The sequence below is a fragment of the Nitrosospira multiformis genome, assembly GCF_900111585.1.
GTDB lineage: Bacteria > Pseudomonadota > Gammaproteobacteria > Burkholderiales > Nitrosomonadaceae > Nitrosospira > Nitrosospira multiformis_B.
Genome location: NZ_FOHI01000001.1, coordinates 1 through 16,626, shown reverse-complemented (window position 1 = coordinate 16,626; position 16,626 = coordinate 1). Strand labels below are relative to the sequence as shown.

15 protein-coding genes and 1 tRNA gene are annotated in these 16,626 nt (G+C 56.1%); 8 read left to right on the top strand and 8 right to left on the bottom strand.

Going from position 1 to position 16,626, the window contains the following annotated elements; translation table 11 throughout:
• Window positions 1-329: 329 nt before the first annotated feature.
• Window positions 330-422, bottom strand: a tRNA-Ser gene (locus BMW46_RS00085).
• Window positions 423-488: 66 nt separating this feature from the next.
• On the opposite strand from BMW46_RS00085, the gene mltF reads away from it, so the two are divergent.
• Entirely contained in the window at window positions 489-1,925 is a 1,437-nt protein-coding gene (mltF, locus tag BMW46_RS00080) for a membrane-bound lytic murein transglycosylase MltF (RefSeq protein WP_074703673.1), read from the top strand.
• Window positions 1,926-2,068: 143 nt separating this feature from the next.
• Window positions 2,069-2,707: a peroxiredoxin gene (locus tag BMW46_RS00075; RefSeq protein WP_074703672.1), complete on the top strand. Its 639-nt coding sequence runs from the start codon at window positions 2,069-2,071 to the stop codon at window positions 2,705-2,707.
• 180 nt (window positions 2,708-2,887) lie between these two features.
• On the opposite strand, the gene cysG is transcribed toward BMW46_RS00075, so the two are convergent.
• Window positions 2,888-4,309, bottom strand: coding sequence for a siroheme synthase CysG (gene cysG, locus BMW46_RS00070; protein ID WP_074704413.1), 1,422 nt, complete (start codon window positions 4,307-4,309; stop codon window positions 2,888-2,890).
• 202 nt (window positions 4,310-4,511) lie between these two features.
• On the opposite strand from cysG, the gene BMW46_RS00065 reads away from it, so the two are divergent.
• The 6 genes from BMW46_RS00065 to scpB all read left to right on the top strand — a co-directional run bounded on the left by BMW46_RS00065 (window position 4,512) and on the right by scpB (window position 9,486).
• Window positions 4,512-5,354 carry a 3',5'-nucleoside bisphosphate phosphatase gene (locus BMW46_RS00065; RefSeq protein ID WP_074704410.1) on the top strand — a complete coding sequence of 281 codons (843 nt, stop codon included), beginning with the start codon at window positions 4,512-4,514 and terminating at the stop codon, window positions 5,352-5,354.
• A gap of 65 nt (window positions 5,355-5,419) precedes the next feature.
• Window positions 5,420-6,052, top strand: a complete 633-nt coding sequence (locus tag BMW46_RS00060; RefSeq protein ID WP_074704407.1) for an L-threonylcarbamoyladenylate synthase — start codon at window positions 5,420-5,422, stop codon at window positions 6,050-6,052.
• The gene (locus BMW46_RS00055; protein ID WP_074703671.1) at window positions 6,045-6,695 is read left to right on the top strand and encodes a site-2 protease family protein; all 651 of its coding nucleotides are present in this window, start codon (window positions 6,045-6,047) and stop codon (window positions 6,693-6,695) included. Before BMW46_RS00060 ends, BMW46_RS00055 begins: the two co-directional genes overlap by 8 nt.
• Window positions 6,696-6,745: 50 nt before the next feature.
• Complete coding sequence (locus tag BMW46_RS00050) at window positions 6,746-7,948, top strand: tryptophan--tRNA ligase (protein WP_074703670.1); 1,203 nt, start codon at window positions 6,746-6,748, stop codon at window positions 7,946-7,948.
• Window positions 7,949-8,036: 88 nt separating this feature from the next.
• Window positions 8,037-8,885 carry a segregation and condensation protein A gene (locus BMW46_RS00045; protein WP_218141729.1) on the top strand — a complete coding sequence of 283 codons (849 nt, stop codon included), beginning with the start codon at window positions 8,037-8,039 and terminating at the stop codon, window positions 8,883-8,885.
• Entirely contained in the window at window positions 8,851-9,486 is a 636-nt protein-coding gene (scpB, locus tag BMW46_RS00040) for an SMC-Scp complex subunit ScpB (RefSeq protein ID WP_074703669.1), read from the top strand. The genes BMW46_RS00045 and scpB overlap by 35 nt, the downstream gene beginning before the upstream one ends.
• 342 nt (window positions 9,487-9,828) lie before the next feature.
• On the opposite strand, the gene BMW46_RS00030 is transcribed toward scpB, so the two are convergent.
• The 6 genes from BMW46_RS00030 to BMW46_RS00005 all read right to left on the bottom strand — a co-directional run bounded on the left by BMW46_RS00030 (window position 9,829) and on the right by BMW46_RS00005 (window position 16,224).
• Window positions 9,829-11,937 carry a CopD family protein gene (locus BMW46_RS00030; protein WP_074703667.1) on the bottom strand — a complete coding sequence of 703 codons (2,109 nt, stop codon included), beginning with the start codon at window positions 11,935-11,937 and terminating at the stop codon, window positions 9,829-9,831.
• A complete protein-coding gene (locus tag BMW46_RS00025) occupies window positions 11,934-12,359 on the bottom strand; it encodes a copper resistance CopC family protein (RefSeq protein WP_081355602.1) in 426 nt (141 codons plus the stop codon). The genes BMW46_RS00030 and BMW46_RS00025 overlap by 4 nt, the downstream gene beginning before the upstream one ends.
• Before the next feature lie 293 nt (window positions 12,360-12,652).
• Complete coding sequence (locus BMW46_RS00020; protein WP_081355601.1) at window positions 12,653-13,309, bottom strand: hypothetical protein; 657 nt, start codon at window positions 13,307-13,309, stop codon at window positions 12,653-12,655.
• 84 nt (window positions 13,310-13,393) lie between these two features.
• The gene (locus BMW46_RS00015; protein WP_074703666.1) at window positions 13,394-13,984 is read right to left on the bottom strand and encodes a hypothetical protein; all 591 of its coding nucleotides are present in this window, start codon (window positions 13,982-13,984) and stop codon (window positions 13,394-13,396) included.
• Between the two features lie 165 nt (window positions 13,985-14,149).
• Window positions 14,150-15,400 (bottom strand): methane monooxygenase/ammonia monooxygenase subunit B, encoded by a 1,251-nt coding sequence (locus BMW46_RS00010; RefSeq protein WP_074703665.1) that lies wholly within the window; start codon window positions 15,398-15,400, stop codon window positions 14,150-14,152.
• A complete protein-coding gene (locus tag BMW46_RS00005; RefSeq protein WP_074703664.1) occupies window positions 15,400-16,224 on the bottom strand; it encodes a methane monooxygenase/ammonia monooxygenase subunit A in 825 nt (274 codons plus the stop codon). Before BMW46_RS00005 ends, BMW46_RS00010 begins: the two co-directional genes overlap by 1 nt.
• Window positions 16,225-16,626 lie beyond the last annotated feature (402 nt).

Sequence of the window (16,626 nt, the reverse complement as noted above, 5' to 3'; positions counted from 1 at the left end):
CCCCGCTTTTATCTCGCTTTTGTTTTTGAACAGGTTGATTTCAACTGCCAACCGGTTGTTATAGCTCAACCGCAAGCATGAGTATTCTCGGAATAGCAACACTTTTATCCGCTGTTTCAAGAGTTTTGGTAAACTCTCGCTTGCCAGTCATCGCCTGAAACTCATCAGGATGGGGCAACGCGGAATGAGAAGCTATCCCCGCGGCTTTGCAAGTAAAGGATTTTTCTAGACATTGATCTGTAGGGGATGCTTGCAGCATTTTATGCAGCAAAGCATGAGAGCTCGCATCCAATCAGAAAGTTATTGAATTGCCAATAACTTGGAGATGTTGGCGGAGAGGGTGGGATTCGAACCCACGTGCCAGGTTACCCTGACCATCTGATTTCGAGTCAGCGCCGTTATGGCCACTTCGGTACCTCTCCGTTGATGAACTATTTTATCAGCTTATCCTATGTTTTTCTCGCGCTTGGACAAGACTCGATGGCAGAATGTTTCCCGATTCTAGTTATCTCTTCTCAATGCGATCTCTTTCTCGTTTTTTAATTGCTATTTCCGGTTGCGGCGCTCTGCTCGCTTCCTGTGATTCGTTTGAAAGATCGGTATTGCCGTTCGACAAAACGGATGAGCTGGTGGTGATCACCGTCAATAGTCCGGATACGTATTACGAGAATGCGGAAGGCAGTTATGCCGGACTGGATTACGACCTCGCCACTGAATTTGCGAAAGATCTGGGAATGAAAGTGAGATTCAAGACAGTGCCCAGACTGGATAAGGCATGGTCTCTCCTTGAAAAGCATAAGGGACATCTTGCCGCCGGCATGAACATCAGCGCAAAGCATTCGCGGCATGTCGAGTTCGGCCCTATTTACCAGCTCGTACAACCCCAGCTCGCCTATAACACGGACTACAGCAAGCCAAAAAACCTTCATCAGCTCGGTGGAAGAACCATTCGCATTGCGAAAGGCGTAACTCACGCTGAGCAGCTGAACAAGGCAAAGCACGAGGTGCCCGAGCTGAAATGGAAAGAGATGGACCTCACGCCCGACGAACTGCTGGCTAGACTGGCGGAAGGCAAGGTCGATTATGTGGTAGCGGATTCAACCCAGATCAATCTCGCGAAGAATTTTTACCCTAATCTGAATGCAGCATTCAATTTGGGCGATTCGGTAGGACGAGCATGGGCATTTTCACCCTTTGCCGAAAAGGCGTTACTGGAGGCGACACAAAAATTCTTCACTCGCATCCAGCAGGATGGGACGTTGACGCGCTTGCTCGACCGATACTACGGACACATAGAACGTCTTCATCATACGGATGTAAACGGCATTCTTGCGAAACGCCGCACCATTTTGCCTGAGTTGCGCGAACATTTTTATGAAGCCGAAGAGTTGAGCGGCATCGACTGGAGATTGATTGCCGCACTCGCCTATCAGGAATCGCACTGGGACGCCCTGGCGACTTCTCCCTCCAACGTGCGGGGCATCATGATGTTGACGGAAATCACGGCAGACCGGATGAAAGTGACGGATAGGCTGGATGCACGCCAAAGCATACTTGCCGGAGCACGCTACTTCGCATTACTCAAGGATAAACTGCCCACACGCATCAAGGAGCCGGATCGCACCTGGATGGCACTGGCTGCCTATAATCAGGGGCCGAGTCACCTGGAAGATGCGCGCAGACTGGCGCAAAAGATGGGGTTGAGTCCTGATGCGTGGGTCGACCTGAAAAAAACGCTGCCGTTGCTGAGCCAAAGCGAACACTTCCGTGCTCTCAAGCATGGCTTTGCGCGCGGAGGTCAAGCAGTGGTACTGGCAGAATCAGTGCGGATCTATTATGAGATTTTGCAGAAATACGAACCTCCATATTCGTGGGGTTTTCCCATCGTTGCCAGGAAGGAGGATGATTCGTGGCAGGAGTTCTGATGCCTTCTTTCGAGGGCAACAATAACCCTCTCAAGGCATAAATGGACAGCAAATAATAGTTGTTGAGTGATTGCAGCAAGCAGGCTATATTGAGCCGATTTCCTATGAAATTCCCATCGATGTTTTAACTCACGGAGAATGCCATGACTTTACGCTTAGGCGATACCGCACCCGATTTCGAACAGGAATCCTCCATCGGCAGGATCAAATTTCACGAATGGATAGATGATTCCTGGGTAGTATTGTTTTCGCATCCCGCGGATTACACGCCGGTATGCACAACCGAACTGGGAATGACAGCCAAGCTCAAGTCTGAATTCGACAAGCGTAATGTGAAGGCGATCGGGTTGTCGGTCGATCCTGCGGCAAAACATACCGGGTGGATCAAGGATATCGAGGAAACGCAAGGCTGTACCGTCGCTTTTCCCATTATTGCGGACGAGGACAGAAAGGTCGCGGCACTATATGACATGATTCACCCGAATCAGTCGGAAACCATGACGGTGCGCTCGCTTTTTGTGATTGACCCAAAGAAGAAAGTGCGGCTTATCCTCACCTACCCCATGAGCACCGGACGCAATTTCGATGAGGTGCTGCGGGTGATCGATGCGCTGCAACTGACCGATAACTATACGGTCGCCACCCCCGCCAACTGGAATGACGGCGGTGATGTGATTATCCCGCTGACTATTCAGGATGAGGCAGTGATCAAGCAGAAGTTTCCGAAAGGCTATACCGCTCCACGTCCCTATCTGCGCATCACGCCCCAGCCGAATAAATAAACCCAGGCCCCGAATAGTAGCAATAGTAGCATTTGGCTGGCCGCCAAACACCATTACCATTATCAAGTGGAGCTCAGCCTACGGCATGCAGACCAGGAGTCCGGCTCTGCCCGGGATGGACCCAGGCAAAGTCTAATCTGATATTGAATGCTCCTTGCAGAATACCCGTCCGCAATAATTTCACTCTGCATCACCGGGTAAATTTCCCTCCGGCTGGAACCACGCGAGTTTTCGGTGCAGCTTCACAACCTCACCCACGATAACAAGAGTGGGGGGAACGAGATGAGCGGCAGCGGTCAGGTCGGGAAGCGTTTCGAGGGTAGCGGCAAGCACCCGCTGCTTGCGGGTAGTGCCCTGCTGCACGATTGCGGCCGGAGTGGTATTGGGCAGACCGTGTGCGATCAGTTGCTTGCATAGCACGGTCAATCCAAGCAACCCCATGTAAACAACGATGGTCTGCTTCGGTCGCGCCAGCATTGGCCAGTCCAGGTCCACACTGCCATCCTTCAGGTGTCCAGTGACGAATATGCAGGACTGGGCGTAATCCCGATGTGTGAGCGGAATGCCCGCATAGGATGCAGCTCCATTTGCCGCGGTAATGCCGGGCACCACTTCGAAGGGAATTCCGTTTCCCGAAAGCGTTTCGATTTCCTCGCCGCCTCGACCAAAAATAAACGGGTCGCCACCTTTCAGGCGCAACACGCGTTTGCCTTCTCTGGCCAGGCGCACCAGCAAATCATTGATCGACTCCTGCGGCATCGTGTGCCGGTTGCGTTCCTTGCCGGCATAAATCCGCGGAGTATCACGCCGCAGCATATCCAGGATTTCCGGTGATACGAGCCGATCGTACACGACCACGTCTGCCTGCTGCATGAGTCGCATGGCTCTAAAAGTCAGCAGTTCAGGGTCGCCAGGCCCAGCGCCTACCAGATACACCTCTCCCTTGACCGGCTCTTCGGTTTCATTTTCGAGTTCGTGCTCGAGCCAGGCCTTTGCCGCCTGATCCTTACCCGCGAACACCATTTCCGCAAACGGTCCCTGCAATACCCGCTCCCAGAACCGGCGACGCTTCGCCGGCTGCGAGAAACGGTGTTTTACCCTGTCGCGGAACTCGCCAGCGTATGCAGCCAAGCGCCCGTAAGCCGTCGGTATCATGGTTTCCAGACGCGCTCGCAGCAGCCTTGTCAGAACAGGTGATGTACCCCCGCTCGAAACCGCGACAACAACCGGCGTACGATCCACGATCGAGGGCATGATGAAGGAGCATAGGGCAGGATTATCGACGACATTGACAGGAATGCGCAGCCGATTGGCTGCTTCCGAGATCCTTTGATTGACGGCGAAATCGTCCGTGGCCGCGATGACGAGAACAGCATCTGCCAGATGATCGCCATGGAAAGTTTCGGCACGGTAAACCAGCTTTCCTTCCCGTGATTGTTCATTCAGTTGTTCCAGCAGTTCGGAACAAAGCCGCGGAGCGACTACGGTAACGCGCGCTCCCGCGCGTAGCAGCATTGCGACCTTGCGCGCGGCCACTTCTCCCCCGCCTGCCACCACACAGTTGCGATCATGGATATCGAGAAAAATCGGCAGGAAATTCACTTTTTTGGCTTGAATGAGGAAGGAGTCTTTTCCATACTTTACCCGAAAATACTCTTCCGGTTTAGAGCGCCGTGAACATGGCTGCAGCATGGGCGCTTGCATCAGTCGAGGTTGTGAATTTCGGCTTCTTTTCCAGGTAAATTTTTCATACCGCGCCTTATTTGCTATGATGCATTCTCTCGCTTCGTGCGAACCGCTCTTCATGCTCAATATCGATCTGCACTGCCATTCCACGGTTTCCGATGGTTTACTGACTCCTACCCAGTTAGTGGAGCATGCGGCTGTGCGCGGCGTGGAAGTGCTGGCGCTGACCGATCACGATGATATTGGCGGCCTGCAAGAGGCGCGCGAGGCTGCAGATAAAAACGGCGTTTTGTTTATTGATGGCGTGGAAATCTCCGTCAGTTGGCGCGGACAGACCGTGCATATTGTGGGACTGGGAATCGATCCCGCAGACCCTCAACTGGTCGAAGGCCTGCGCACCATCCGCCAGGGCAGGACGGCGCGCGCACGCAATATTGCAGCGCAACTCGACAAATTCGGTATTCACGGTAGTTTTGAGGGCGCTCGCAGGAATGCAGGCAATGGACAGCTGATCGGACGCATGCACTTTGCGCGTTTTCTGGTTGAGCAGGGTTACGCGAAGGATGTGCGGACAGTATTCAAGAAATATCTTGTAAAAGGCAAACCAGGCTATGCTCCCCATCAATGGGTCTCGCTGAGTGATGCAGTAAACTGGATCCGCAGCAGTGGCGGCAGAGCTGTGATCGCCCATCCGGGGCGTTATAAATTGGGCAAGGATGCACTGGAAGAACTGCTGCTGGAGTTTCAGACCTTGGGTGGGGAGGCTATAGAAGTGGTTACCGGAAGCCATACACCTGAGCAATCCCTGCTTTTCGCCAACCATAGCCGGCGGCTGGGCTTGCTGGCGTCGCGCGGTTCCGATTTTCATGGGCCGGGCGAGAGCTATTTCGACCTCGGTGGAATGCCTCCTTTACCTGCCAACTGTGCTCCCGTCTGGCATGACTGGCCCGGACTGATGTAAGGCGAAAATCGCGCCCGCTTTTTATGAGGGCGGCATTCCCAAAAATTCAATTTGCTGTTTGCTACGTGGCTCAATTCTTTTCCATTCACCCCGATAACCCTCAGCCCCGGCTGATACGGCAGACTTCGGCCATCGTGCAGGCGGGGGGCGTGATCGTATGCCCGACTGATTCCTGCTACGCGCTGGGGGGGCAGCTGGGCGACAAGAACGTCATGAGTCGTATTCGTGCACTGCGCGGAGTGGATGAGGACCACCATTTCACCCTCATGTGCCGGGGCTTTACGGAAATTTCGCACTACGCCAAATTCGATAACACGGAATACCGATTGCTCAAGGCTTGTACCCCCGGTTGCTACACGTTTATCTTTCAGGCTACCCGGGAAGTGCCGCGGCGCCTGCTGCATCCCAAGCGCAATACGATCGGTGTGAGAATTCCGGACCATGCTGTCGTCCAGGCACTGCTGGCGGAACTGAATGAACCCCTGCTGAGCTCTACCCTGATACTGCCAGGGGAGGAGCTTCCACTTAACGATCCTCTGGAAATCCGCGCACGTCTCGAGCATCGGGTAGAACTGATACTGGATAGCGGCGCCTGCGGCCTGGAGATGAGCACGGTGGTCGATCTGACCGGGAATACGCCTGTGGTAGTCCGGCAAGGCAAGGGCAGCCTTGCACCCTTTGGAATGCCGAATGGATAGCATTATCCAGAGCATTGCCATTTATGCGCTTCCGGTCATTTTTGCCATCACGCTGCATGAAGCTGCACACGGGTATGTAGCCAAGCATTTCGGCGATCTCACCGCCTATACGCAGGGGCGCGTCAGCCTTAATCCCATACGCCATATCGACCCGCTGGGGACCATCGTTCTGCCGATCGTGACGATGCTGCTCGGCGGAATCCTATTCGGCTGGGCCAAGCCGGTGCCAGTCAACTTCTCCGCGTTACGCAATCCCAAACAAGACATGATGTGGGTGGCACTCGCCGGTCCGGGCGCCAATCTCTTCATGGCGATGCTTTGGGGATTCGTCATCAAGTTTGCTCTCGGGTTGCCACAGGACGGACTGGCCGAGCCGCTGATATTGATGGGTGAGGCGGGAATCAAGATCAACGTGGTGCTGATGGTGCTGAACCTGTTACCTCTGCCGCCGCTCGATGGAGGTCGGGTTGCGGTAAGCCTGCTGCCCCCCCGCCTGGCCTATAATTTTTCGAAGATCGAGCCTTACGGCTTCATGATCCTTTTGTTTCTGCTGGCGACGGGTGTACTCGGGGCTGTTATGGGACCGCTGATTGCAATCACGATCCATTTGATGGCGTTGTTTTTTGGTTTCGATACTTATTGAACTGCTTCTCTACTGAAGGATTCTGGTTGGAGTTACCGAGGCAATGATCTATGTTCGCTGATCGCGTTTTGTCGGGAATGCGGCCGACGGGAGGCCTGCATCTGGGGCATTATCATGGAGTGCTCAAAAACTGGATAGAACTGCAACACCAGTTTGAATGCCTGTTCTTTGTCGCCGACTGGCATGCTCTCACAACCCATTACGATACGCCGGAAATCATCGAGGAGCATGTCTGGGACATGGTGATCGACTGGCTTGCAGCCGGTGTCGACCCGGGGCAGGCGACGTTGTTCATACAGTCACGTGTTCCCGCGCACGCAGAGTTGCACGTGCTGCTTTCCATGATCACCCCGCTCGGCTGGCTGGAACGTGTCCCATCCTACAAGGATCAGCAGGAAAAGCTGGTTGAAAAAGAATTGAACACCTATGGCTTTCTTGGATACCCCTTGCTGCAAAGCGCAGACATCCTTATTTACCGGGCTACACGAGTGCCGGTGGGAGAGGATCAAACGCCGCATATCGAGTTCACTCGGGAAATTGCGCGACGCTTTAATCATGTCTACGGAAAGGATCCCGGATTCCAGGAAAAGGCGGAAGCGGCGATCAAGAAACTGGGCTCTCGAAAAGCCCGCCTCTATCGGGACTTGAGGAATCGCTACCAGGAACAGGGAGACGAGGAAGCGCTTGCGGCGGCGAAGTCATTGCTGGATGAGCAGCAAAATTTGAGTATGGGTGACCAGGAACGCTTGTTTGGGTATCTGGAAGGCGGTGGAAAGATGATTCTTTCCGAGCCGGAAGCGATGCTGACGACAGCGTCGAAAATGCCGGGGCTGGATGGCCAGAAAATGTCCAAGTCCTATAACAACACCATTACCCTGCGCGAAGACCCGGAGAGCGTCACCAGAAAGATTCGTACGATGCCGACCGATCCCGCGCGTGTCCGGCGTATCGATCCCGGAACCCCGGAGAAGTGTCCGGTATGGCAATTCCATCTCGTATACTCCGACGAAGATACAAAGAAGTGGGCTCATGAGGGCTGTATCACTGCGGGTATTGGCTGTCTGGACTGCAAGCAGCCTGTCATCGATGCAATACTGACCGAGCAGCGGCCAATGCATCAACGTGCGCGCATGTACGAAGAAGAGCCTTCATTGGTGCGAAATATCATTGCTGACGGTTGCGAGAGGGCCGATAAGCTGGCACAGGAAACCATGCGCGAGGTGAGAGAGGCAATGGGACTGGATTATTCCTGATTTTTGCTTCGCGCCGAGCACATAGACAGTCCGTTCGGCCGCATCGACGCTTGCTATCTGTCATAAACATTGCTCGACTTACCCGAGAATGAACGACTTTCAAAGCCTTTCCATAGAGGAATCTCCTGCTCCGGCAGTGACAAATCCTGCGGTAAATCCCATTGCCCGCATACATGGCGAGCCGGTGACGGAGCTCCCATCGGATTTATATATTCCACCGGATGCGCTGGAAGTATTTCTTGATACGTTTCAGGGGCCACTGGACCTGCTGCTTTATCTTATTCGCAAGCACAATCTGGATGTACTCGATATACCGATGGCGGAACTCACGCGTCAATATTTGGCTTATATCGAAATGATGCGTGCGAATAAACTGGAACTGGCTGCGGAATACCTTTTGATGGCGGCTGTGCTGATCGAAATCAAGTCGCGAATGTTGCTGCCTAAACCCGTTGCCAAGGGGGATGAGGACGAGGGGGATCCAAGAGCAGAACTGGTGCGGCGTCTGCTGGAATACGAGCAGATGAAGGTCGCTGCGCAGAAGCTCAACAAGTTGCCCCAGGCAGAACGCGATTTCGCGTTGACGAGCGTATGGATCGAGCAAAAGGTGATTGAACGCCTACCGGAAGTCAACGCCGATGATCTTCGCAATGCCTGGCTTATCCTGATGGCGCGCCTGAACGTAAATCGCAGGCACAATATCACACGGGAAGAACTTTCAGTCCGCGAACATATGACCCGTATCCTGCGGCACGTGCAGGGCCACCATTTTGTGGAATTCAGTGATTTATTTGATGCCGCTGCTGGAGCAGCGGGACTTGTGGTGACGTTTCTGGCGTTATTGGAGCTTGTGAAGGAACGTCAGGTAGAGGTCAGTCAGCCGTGTGCTTTTGGAATGATCTATGTCCGACCGATCAGCGTCCTTACCACCGCCTAGTTTCTCTGTTTCATCCCCTACTCAGGTAAAAAAGGTTCTGGAAGCTGCGTTACTCACCAGCCCGGAACCTCTCCCTCTGTCGGAACTGAAAAAACTGTTCGCGGGTGAACTAGGCTCGGAAATCCTGCGGCGCCTGCTGGACGAGTTGAGCAGGGACTGGGAAGGAAGAGGCGTGGAACTCGTACAGGTTGCAGGCGGGTGGCGCTTTCAGGCTCAAGCGGAAATGCAGGAATTTCTCGATCGCCTCAATCCGCAAAAGCCACCCCGCTATTCGCGGGCGGTATTGGAAACGCTCGCCATCATTGCGTATCGCCAGCCGGCGACACGCGGTGATATCGAGGAGATACGGGGCGTTGCGGTCGCCAGTTCAGTACTAAAGGCATTGGAATCAAGAGGCTGGATATCTGCCGTCGGTCACCGTGAGGTACCGGGCCGACCCATCTTGTATGCTACGACTGTTGAATTTCTTAATGATCTTGGACTTCGCTCCCTGGAGGAATTGCCGCCATTGGAAGAGCTGGGCTCACTGATTGAACCGAAGGAAAGCTTGGAACAACTGCCTGATCCAGAGAACATGCCCCAAACAGGCAATCCCGATTGAACATGAGGAATCACGGCTCAATTGTAATTTGAGGCAGCCTTCCTTCCGGAATGCTGCATTTCGCCTTTCTCCCTTCCCCTTCTCTGATCGTGATCCCCCTCGGCGTATTTTTGCTTTCCGGGTGTATTGCCCCGGTTTTCCATGCGCCTGAGCCTGAAGGGCTGGTACATGCCTGTCGAAGGGAAGTGGCGTCCGGGATCGCCCTGTAAAAGAACGAACGCTTTCAAGGCGGACATGTCAAGCGTCATCGGGCAGTTGAACCTGCCCGGACACTGCTTTAAGGGGGCTGGCGCCCTCTTCGTCCTGACTTCTGCATCCGTCCTTTTATTTTACCGTTGCTGTTTAATGCACATGCTCGCCTGGTGGGGGCAGGATCTCCTCTTCGCGGTTGAGCTGCGCCACCTGCTGCATCAGCATGTCGGAGCTGGACCAGCCTGCGCCATCGAGTTCGGGTATCCAGCGCGCGCGAAGAAAGCCGAAGCGGTCCACCAGAAACTCCATGTGGTCAGGCACCGTGCCCGCACCCAGGAGGTCCGGATGGGAGAGCGTGCGCCGGAACAGGGCATAGCTGCGCACGATCTCCTCCGCCCCTTCGGTCACGATGGGGAAGTGAACGCTCGCCTTGAGCTGGTCAAGCGCGGCTGCGCTCAAATCATGCTCGGGCACCGCCAGAAGCACCGTGTTGCCGGCCTGCAATTTTGCATGGAGCGCTTCCAGTTGCGCCAGGCGCTCCCGGGAGTGCGGCCAGGAGAATAATACCAGCAGCACGTTCTTCTGGTTGCGGAAGTCCTTCAGGGTGCCGCTTGAGCCATCCTGCGCCACATACGAGAAATTGGGCGGACCCATGTTGGGCTGCGGCTGCTCGGGCTTGACAGTGGGACTCATCAGGCGCGCCTGGTAGCCGCGCGACATGGCGTGCAGGAAGTTCACCACGTCCCAGCGGTCTTCCTCATCGAGCTTGTCGCCAAAGGAAGGCATCCCGGTATCGGGAATGCCGAAGGAGAGCCAGTGGAAGAAGTCGCCTGCGGTATGGCGGGCCGTGTGCGGTTCGGTCAAAAGGTCCACTGGCGGCTTGGCAAAGCTCTTGGCCATCACGCCATCGCCCTTGCCTTGCAGCCCGTGACAGGCGACACAGTTCTCGGCAAAGTGGACGGCGCCATTGGAAATGGAGATGGTGTCAAACGGCACCGGGGTCTTGCGGTAGGTCTCGGGATAGGCATCCACCGTCAAAGGCGGCAGGCCCACGCCCAGTCCGATGACTGCCAGGAGGGCAGGCAACCCGAAGCGCAGCTTTTTGTCCCAGTGCTTCCTGCGCCCAAAGAAGACTGCGGCCGCGGCTAAAACGAGCAGGGCGATGCCACTGTAGACACGCGCCATGATCGTAGGCTCACCCCAGGTGGCGGCAAGGGAGAAACGGAAGGAATAGGGCCAGTCCTGGATCAGGGCGTGCTTGGCAGGAACCGTGTTGGCTACGATGGTGGCAAGCAGCACGATGCCTAAGGCCAGCACGAATTCCAGGCTCACCCATTTCCTGAGTTTGCGTCCGCCGTTATCCGCTCCTTTTGCGCCTGCGTCCTTGTAGAACAGCGGGAGCCAGCTCGAGCGCGCGCGTGAGGCGATGATGAGCACCATCAGGAGCAAGGCGATCTTGCTATTGAGCAGCCAGCCGTATTGGGTGGCAACCAGTCCGCTGTAGTTGGTATCGACCATGCGGTAGGTGATGAGGATGCCGGTTGCAATTACCGCCAGCATGACGGGCAGCGCCAGGGTGGAGAAGCGCCGCAGGGCCTGGGCATCATGCCGGAAGGCTTCCTCGCGCGACTGGAATACGGCGTGGATGCGCTGGAGCGCCTGCGTCTGCAGGGCAGGCTGTGTCCCGCTGTTTCTGGCCTGCGCCTGTTTCAATTCGCTCTCGGGCTTGCAGGCAAAGCAGACCACCAGGAAAGCCGGCAGGGCGCCAAACCAGACGCTGCCCAGGATGATGTGCAGGGCGTAGGGCAGAAGCGAGATGACCGAGAGGTCCTCGGCTGCGGCGTGACTGGCAAGCGAGCCGACCCCCAAGGTCAAGGCCGCCACGCTTGCGCACAGGATGTATTGCCAGCGCGCAGGCGGGGAGAAGCGGATGTAGAGGGCAATGGCAAAGACGACGAGCGCGCAGGCGGCGCGTGCCAGCCAGATATGCCCCATGCGCGTATTCTCCATGAGGGAGAGCCAGGCGGCCGGATGCCACGCGTTCTCGTCAATCCCGGTGGCTTGTGCCGTGGTGGTTGCCAGGATGCCAAACAGGCCGGTGAGCAGGATGAGGGCAAGCCACGGCAGCGCGCGCTCCACCCGCGTGACCCAGGGCGAGTGGACGGAGCCGGCAATGGCCAGAAACACGCAGCCGCCCACCAGGATCATGTTGGACGCCAGCTGCGACCAGCGCAGGAGCGTCGCGATGACCTCGATCATTTCGCGACAGCTTTGTTCTTTATCGTGAAGTCGTGGGACGAGTCAACCACATGTCCGTCCACCGACAGCACCCGGAACTTGACCGTGTACTTGCCCGGATTCAATTCCGGCAGGGGCAGAACGATGGCTTTGGGGTCGCTCGCATCGATATGCGGTTTGGTTTCGGTGACAGGGGTCTTGGAGGCGTCGAGCACGGAAAGCGCAGCATAGTCCTTTTCGACTTCTTCGTTGAAGAACAGCCGCACCTGGGTGGGGGCTTGTGTCAGTTGCGCGCGGCGCGCAGGTTCTGCCTTGACCAGCATGGCGTGCGCCAGCACCGGACTGCTGTGCAGCCCCGCCACCAGCAGCAGGAACGACAAAAGGCTGCCTGCCAGTAAGTGAAGACTTGCTTTCCTGTCGGCAGATATCATCGATGGTTGCATTTTTGCTCCTCTTATATGGGCTCTGCACCCGAAGATCAGGCTTCGGGCAGCCACTGTGGTCCTTGTCTTTTTTATTTGTCCCCGGTTGTTCTTGTTTGATCTGCGCTCGGTTTCATTGTTGACTAGTTTGTTCCTGCCTTCCTTCCTTATTGCACCTTGGACTCTTTCCCACGCTCATGGTTCAGAGCAGAGTCAGGCCGCGGCCCATGCAGGGGGTGTCACTTGAACAAAGGCGCTGCGGCCAGCCAAGCTCAAGTCAACTGAAGTCAGCGCTTACTTCTCTTCCTTTCCTGTCAGGCGCTTGCACCTGCGGATTTGCGTCCGCGCAGGAAGAAGACGACCGCTCCTATGATCACTGCCGCAATGGCGATGATGAGGTAGGGCGACATACCCTTGGGTTCACCCACGGAGAAGGGGAAGCGCGAGACCATCGGTTCCTTGTCGGTGACGGTCACGAGCCCCACGAACTTGCCAGGCTGGGTAAAGTTGTATTCAAAGTTGATGGAGCCATTGGGATAGACCTTGGGCGGTATGTGCAGGATGGTGATTTCATCGAGCTTCTGCTGTTCGTCGGGTGCGGGCTGTCCGCCTGAACCGGTGTCGCGGATGATGCGCACTTCGGTGGGCAGGGGGCGCAGCGCTTCTTCGATGTAGTCCAGGGCGACTACGGTGCGGCCGGTATTGGGAATGTCTTCGCAGAATTCCTTTTCCTGCGTGGCATCCGGCTGGTAGCCGGTAAAGTGCATGGTGAAGGGGCCGATGGTGAGCTTGCATATATCATCGGCAAGCGCCAGGCCGCCGTGCGCTTCCACCTGGGAGGAGAAGGGCAGGGCCAGGGCAAATACCAGTCCGATCAAGGCAGGTTTGAGTGAGGATGAGAACATTATCAATTCGCCTATATAAGTATGATGAGTCAGTGAATCAATGATCCTGAAGGGTCGCGGTTGCATTTATCCGCCGCTGTTTTGCCCGGGTGGGTGCTCAGTGCTCCTCTGCAGCGGCAGGAGCCGATTTATCCGGTGATCTTTCCTGCATTACGGGTTGCGCGAGGAGCGCCAGCGTTGCACGCGTGGGGATTTCATGAGCTTGTATCCCAGCACGGCAAGCAGCAGCAGGCCAATCAGGGGGCCTACTGCGGCGCGGAATATTTCGGCATAGTTGATCATCTGTACCCGCAGGGGATACTGGTAGCGCAGGGGCGGCACGCCTTCTGCGGTGATGAATACGGTGTAGAGTCCCTGATCGAGGTTGGTCTGGCCCTGGATGACGCCATCCGGATGGTGAACGGGACGCAGTTGCGTGACTGTCTCGTCCTCTTCACTCGTGCCACGTACCACTTTCATGCCAATGGGCATGTCGCGCATGGCAGGGTCGATCAGGTCTATCACGAGGAAGGTATCGCCTCCCTTGGGAATCTCGGTGCAATATTGGGCAGTGGGTTCAAATTGCGGCTGGTAGGCGCTCAAATGCACCATGTTCTCGCCGATACGGCGCACGCAGCTGTCTTCTTCCAGCGATTCCTTGCCATGCGCGCTAACAAACCCGCTGTAGAGGGTGGTAATCAGCAGCAGTGCCAGGGCACCTGCCCGGCTGCCTTGTCTGCTCGAAGTGCCTTTCGCTTGCATTTCTCTAGATTCGTTAAAAAAACACCGACCCACCTTGCCGTCTGTAACGGTGGCGGACCGGTGTTTGCGTGTTGCCTATTCCAGTCTTTGCCCGGCTCCTGCCCTGATCAGGCAGGAGCCGGGCGGCTTTTAAGGTTGACCCGGGTTTGACCCCGGGGTTTGTCCTTACAGCTTGGTGAAGACCGGGATGACCGCACCTGCGATGCTGTTGATGTTGCGATCGCCATCATCGCTCCAGGTCATGAGAAGTCCGCCAAAGCGGCTTTCCGGGTCACCCAGGAGCGCCATCAGCCGTTGTACTTCCCACAGCGCGTCTTTCGCTTCCATCTTGACTTCGCGCGTCTCGCCAGGCTGGATCGGCGTCTCGTTGTCAAACGACAGGCCGGTGGCCACGAGTTCCTTCGGATAGCCGCGGTCCAGGTGCTTCAGGCCAACCTTGTTGATGAAGCGCACACCCGCAGTGGTGAATTCCCCGATGCGATAGGGCTTGTCGCCGCTGTTGGTAACAGACATCGTCACCCGCAAGGCGCGTCCCGGCACGTCGTAGTTGGCGTGCGTGACCTTGATTGCGATCGGGTTGGGTTTCACCGGCAGCGGTTCAACCTTGGATTCGCCTGCCTGGATCGGCACCGTGTACGGGTGCTTGGTCTCGGTGTAGCGATAGCCGCCCCAGACGATGCCAAAGGTGAGTATCAACACCACCCAGGCAACTTTCTTGTCCATGGGGTCGAGCAGGAGTTCGTCCCCGTAGGCCAGCAGCACCCGGCTTCTTGGCAGGAACATGGGCCGCGCTACATAGTAGCCGATCCAGAAGACGCCAAGGGACAGCCACAGGATGTGCCAGAAGATGCCGTTGCTGAAGTTGAAGGTCTCGGTGTCGATGGTCTCACCCGTCAGGAGCTTCACCGGATTGGTGAAGTCGTCCCAGCTGCCGGAGATGTTCATCCAGGCGGCAGGACCTGCAATCGGACCTGCATCCTTGATGTTGACCATGGCGTGCATGTGGTGGCGTCCGGGAATACGCGCCTTCAACCTCACTTCAAAGGCGTAGTCGCGACCAATCTCCATCGGTCCGGAGATGTAGGTCGGCTCACCGTTGAGCTTGGTGCTAAGACGCACGAACACGGGGCTTGGGCTGCCTACGTTGAAGAAGGCGCGTCCAGGCTTGCCCACCGCACGCGGCCAGTCTTCGGCCAGGTGGAATTTGCCGGTCATGGTGGCAATATCGTTGACCTTGGTGGTCTCGGGGCCCCATTTCATGTCATACCACTGGATGGTACGCATGCGCAGGAACGGTTCCTGCGAGCGCTCTCCGTGTGCTGCAGCCGGCTGAATATCAAGCGTCAGGGCCAGTCCCAGGGCGGCAATGCTGCATACCCCGGCAATACTCTTCTTGAACAGGTTCTTTGCGTTCATTATTTGATCCCCTCGGCAAAGCCTTCTTCGCCAAATGCTGTCACGTCGTTCTTCATGCTGACACGGCCGCGTGCACCCTTGACATAGTAGAAGGCGGTGCAGTAGACCTTGCCAAAGTACCACCAGACGGTGAACATGAGCATGGAGACGAACGCGGAGAAGAAGGCGGCAATAACGGTGGTGTGACCGCCAAAGGTGCGTAGCGACCCTTGTTCGATCAGACGCACGTACTCAGGGGTGCCGGTACGAACATACAAAAAGCCCGTGTAGTCGGCTACCGAGAGCAACACGCCTTCTGCCACCAGCGGCAGGTGGGTCGGGCCGAAGATGGTCCAGTTGCCAGGGTAGAACAACAAACCAAAGGCACCACCGCCAACCAGAGCCGTGATCATCCAGTTGCGCGTCAGCAGCATGACGGTATCCATCACCAGGGCGCCCGGAATCATGGTGGAGGGGAATACGAAGTTCATGGGGTAGTGCGACCACCAGTAGAAACCCCAGAAGCGGGTCAGCCATTCACCTGTCAGCAGACACACGATGCACAGTGTGGCTCCAAACGGCAGGCGGTAGTTCACCCACAGGTAGTACATGATGGCAGCGCAGTAGGTGATCCCTACAATCGGGGTTACCACCGGCCACCATTGCCGGTCCTTCCAGTCAAGCCAGAAGTCCCAGTCACCCGCCAGCAGCATGAAGTGCATGTGGTAGGTTCCAACCAGCAGGATGCATAGAATCGGGAAGTAAATCACGTCTATCATCCTGGACATCTTTACCGCTTCGGGCGGCATCTTCGCCGCCTTCAGTATTTCATCTGTTCTGCTCATCGCACCCTCCCTCAAATGTTACGCGACTAAAACATATCAATCGTTGCTGCTGTTGCTTCTTTGACAGCCTGTCATCCTTGCAGTCCCTGATGACCTTGCCGCGAGTTCCAGGGAACCTCTTGATTCAATAAGGGTCTACATGACTGTATAAATCCCTTGTTGCTTCCTTGTTGCCCCCAGATTCAGCGACTCCCTTCCCCTTTTGCTCCAGGTGCCGCCGCTTCGCATTGCTTGAGCCTGCCCGGCTGTGTTACCGCTGGCCGCATCGCTCTCCTGTTCGGAAGCGATGCGGCTATGTGCTGCTCTTCTATGCGTGTGTCAGCGAGTCAGTCCTTAAAACGCTTTGTCGTACGGTACGATGCGGTTGTTGAGGATGACTTTGCTCTGGCCGTTCCAGACGAC

What these genes read in the sequence shown, in the direction of transcription:
- BMW46_RS00065 (WP_074704410.1), top strand. Translation starts at nt 4,512, where the DNA reads ATGCTCAATATCGATCTGCACTGCCATTCCACGGTTTCCGATGGTTTA.
- scpB (WP_074703669.1), top strand. Translation starts at nt 8,851, where the DNA reads ATGTCCGACCGATCAGCGTCCTTACCACCGCCTAGTTTCTCTGTTTCA.
- BMW46_RS00005 (WP_074703664.1), bottom strand. Translation starts at nt 16,224, where the DNA reads ATGAGCAGAACAGATGAAATACTGAAGGCGGCGAAGATGCCGCCCGAA.
- BMW46_RS00020 (WP_081355601.1), bottom strand. Translation starts at nt 13,309, where the DNA reads ATGCAACCGCGACCCTTCAGGATCATTGATTCACTGACTCATCATACT.
- BMW46_RS00050 (WP_074703670.1), top strand. Translation starts at nt 6,746, where the DNA reads ATGTTCGCTGATCGCGTTTTGTCGGGAATGCGGCCGACGGGAGGCCTG.
- BMW46_RS00015 (WP_074703666.1), bottom strand. Translation starts at nt 13,984, where the DNA reads ATGCAAGCGAAAGGCACTTCGAGCAGACAAGGCAGCCGGGCAGGTGCC.
- BMW46_RS00075 (WP_074703672.1), top strand. Translation starts at nt 2,069, where the DNA reads ATGACTTTACGCTTAGGCGATACCGCACCCGATTTCGAACAGGAATCC.
- BMW46_RS00045 (WP_218141729.1), top strand. Translation starts at nt 8,037, where the DNA reads ATGAACGACTTTCAAAGCCTTTCCATAGAGGAATCTCCTGCTCCGGCA.
- BMW46_RS00010 (WP_074703665.1), bottom strand. Translation starts at nt 15,400, where the DNA reads ATGAACGCAAAGAACCTGTTCAAGAAGAGTATTGCCGGGGTATGCAGC.
- BMW46_RS00025 (WP_081355602.1), bottom strand. Translation starts at nt 12,359, where the DNA reads ATGCAACCATCGATGATATCTGCCGACAGGAAAGCAAGTCTTCACTTA.
- BMW46_RS00030 (WP_074703667.1), bottom strand. Translation starts at nt 11,937, where the DNA reads ATGATCGAGGTCATCGCGACGCTCCTGCGCTGGTCGCAGCTGGCGTCC.
- BMW46_RS00055 (WP_074703671.1), top strand. Translation starts at nt 6,045, where the DNA reads ATGGATAGCATTATCCAGAGCATTGCCATTTATGCGCTTCCGGTCATT.
- mltF (WP_074703673.1), top strand. Translation starts at nt 489, where the DNA reads ATGTTTCCCGATTCTAGTTATCTCTTCTCAATGCGATCTCTTTCTCGT.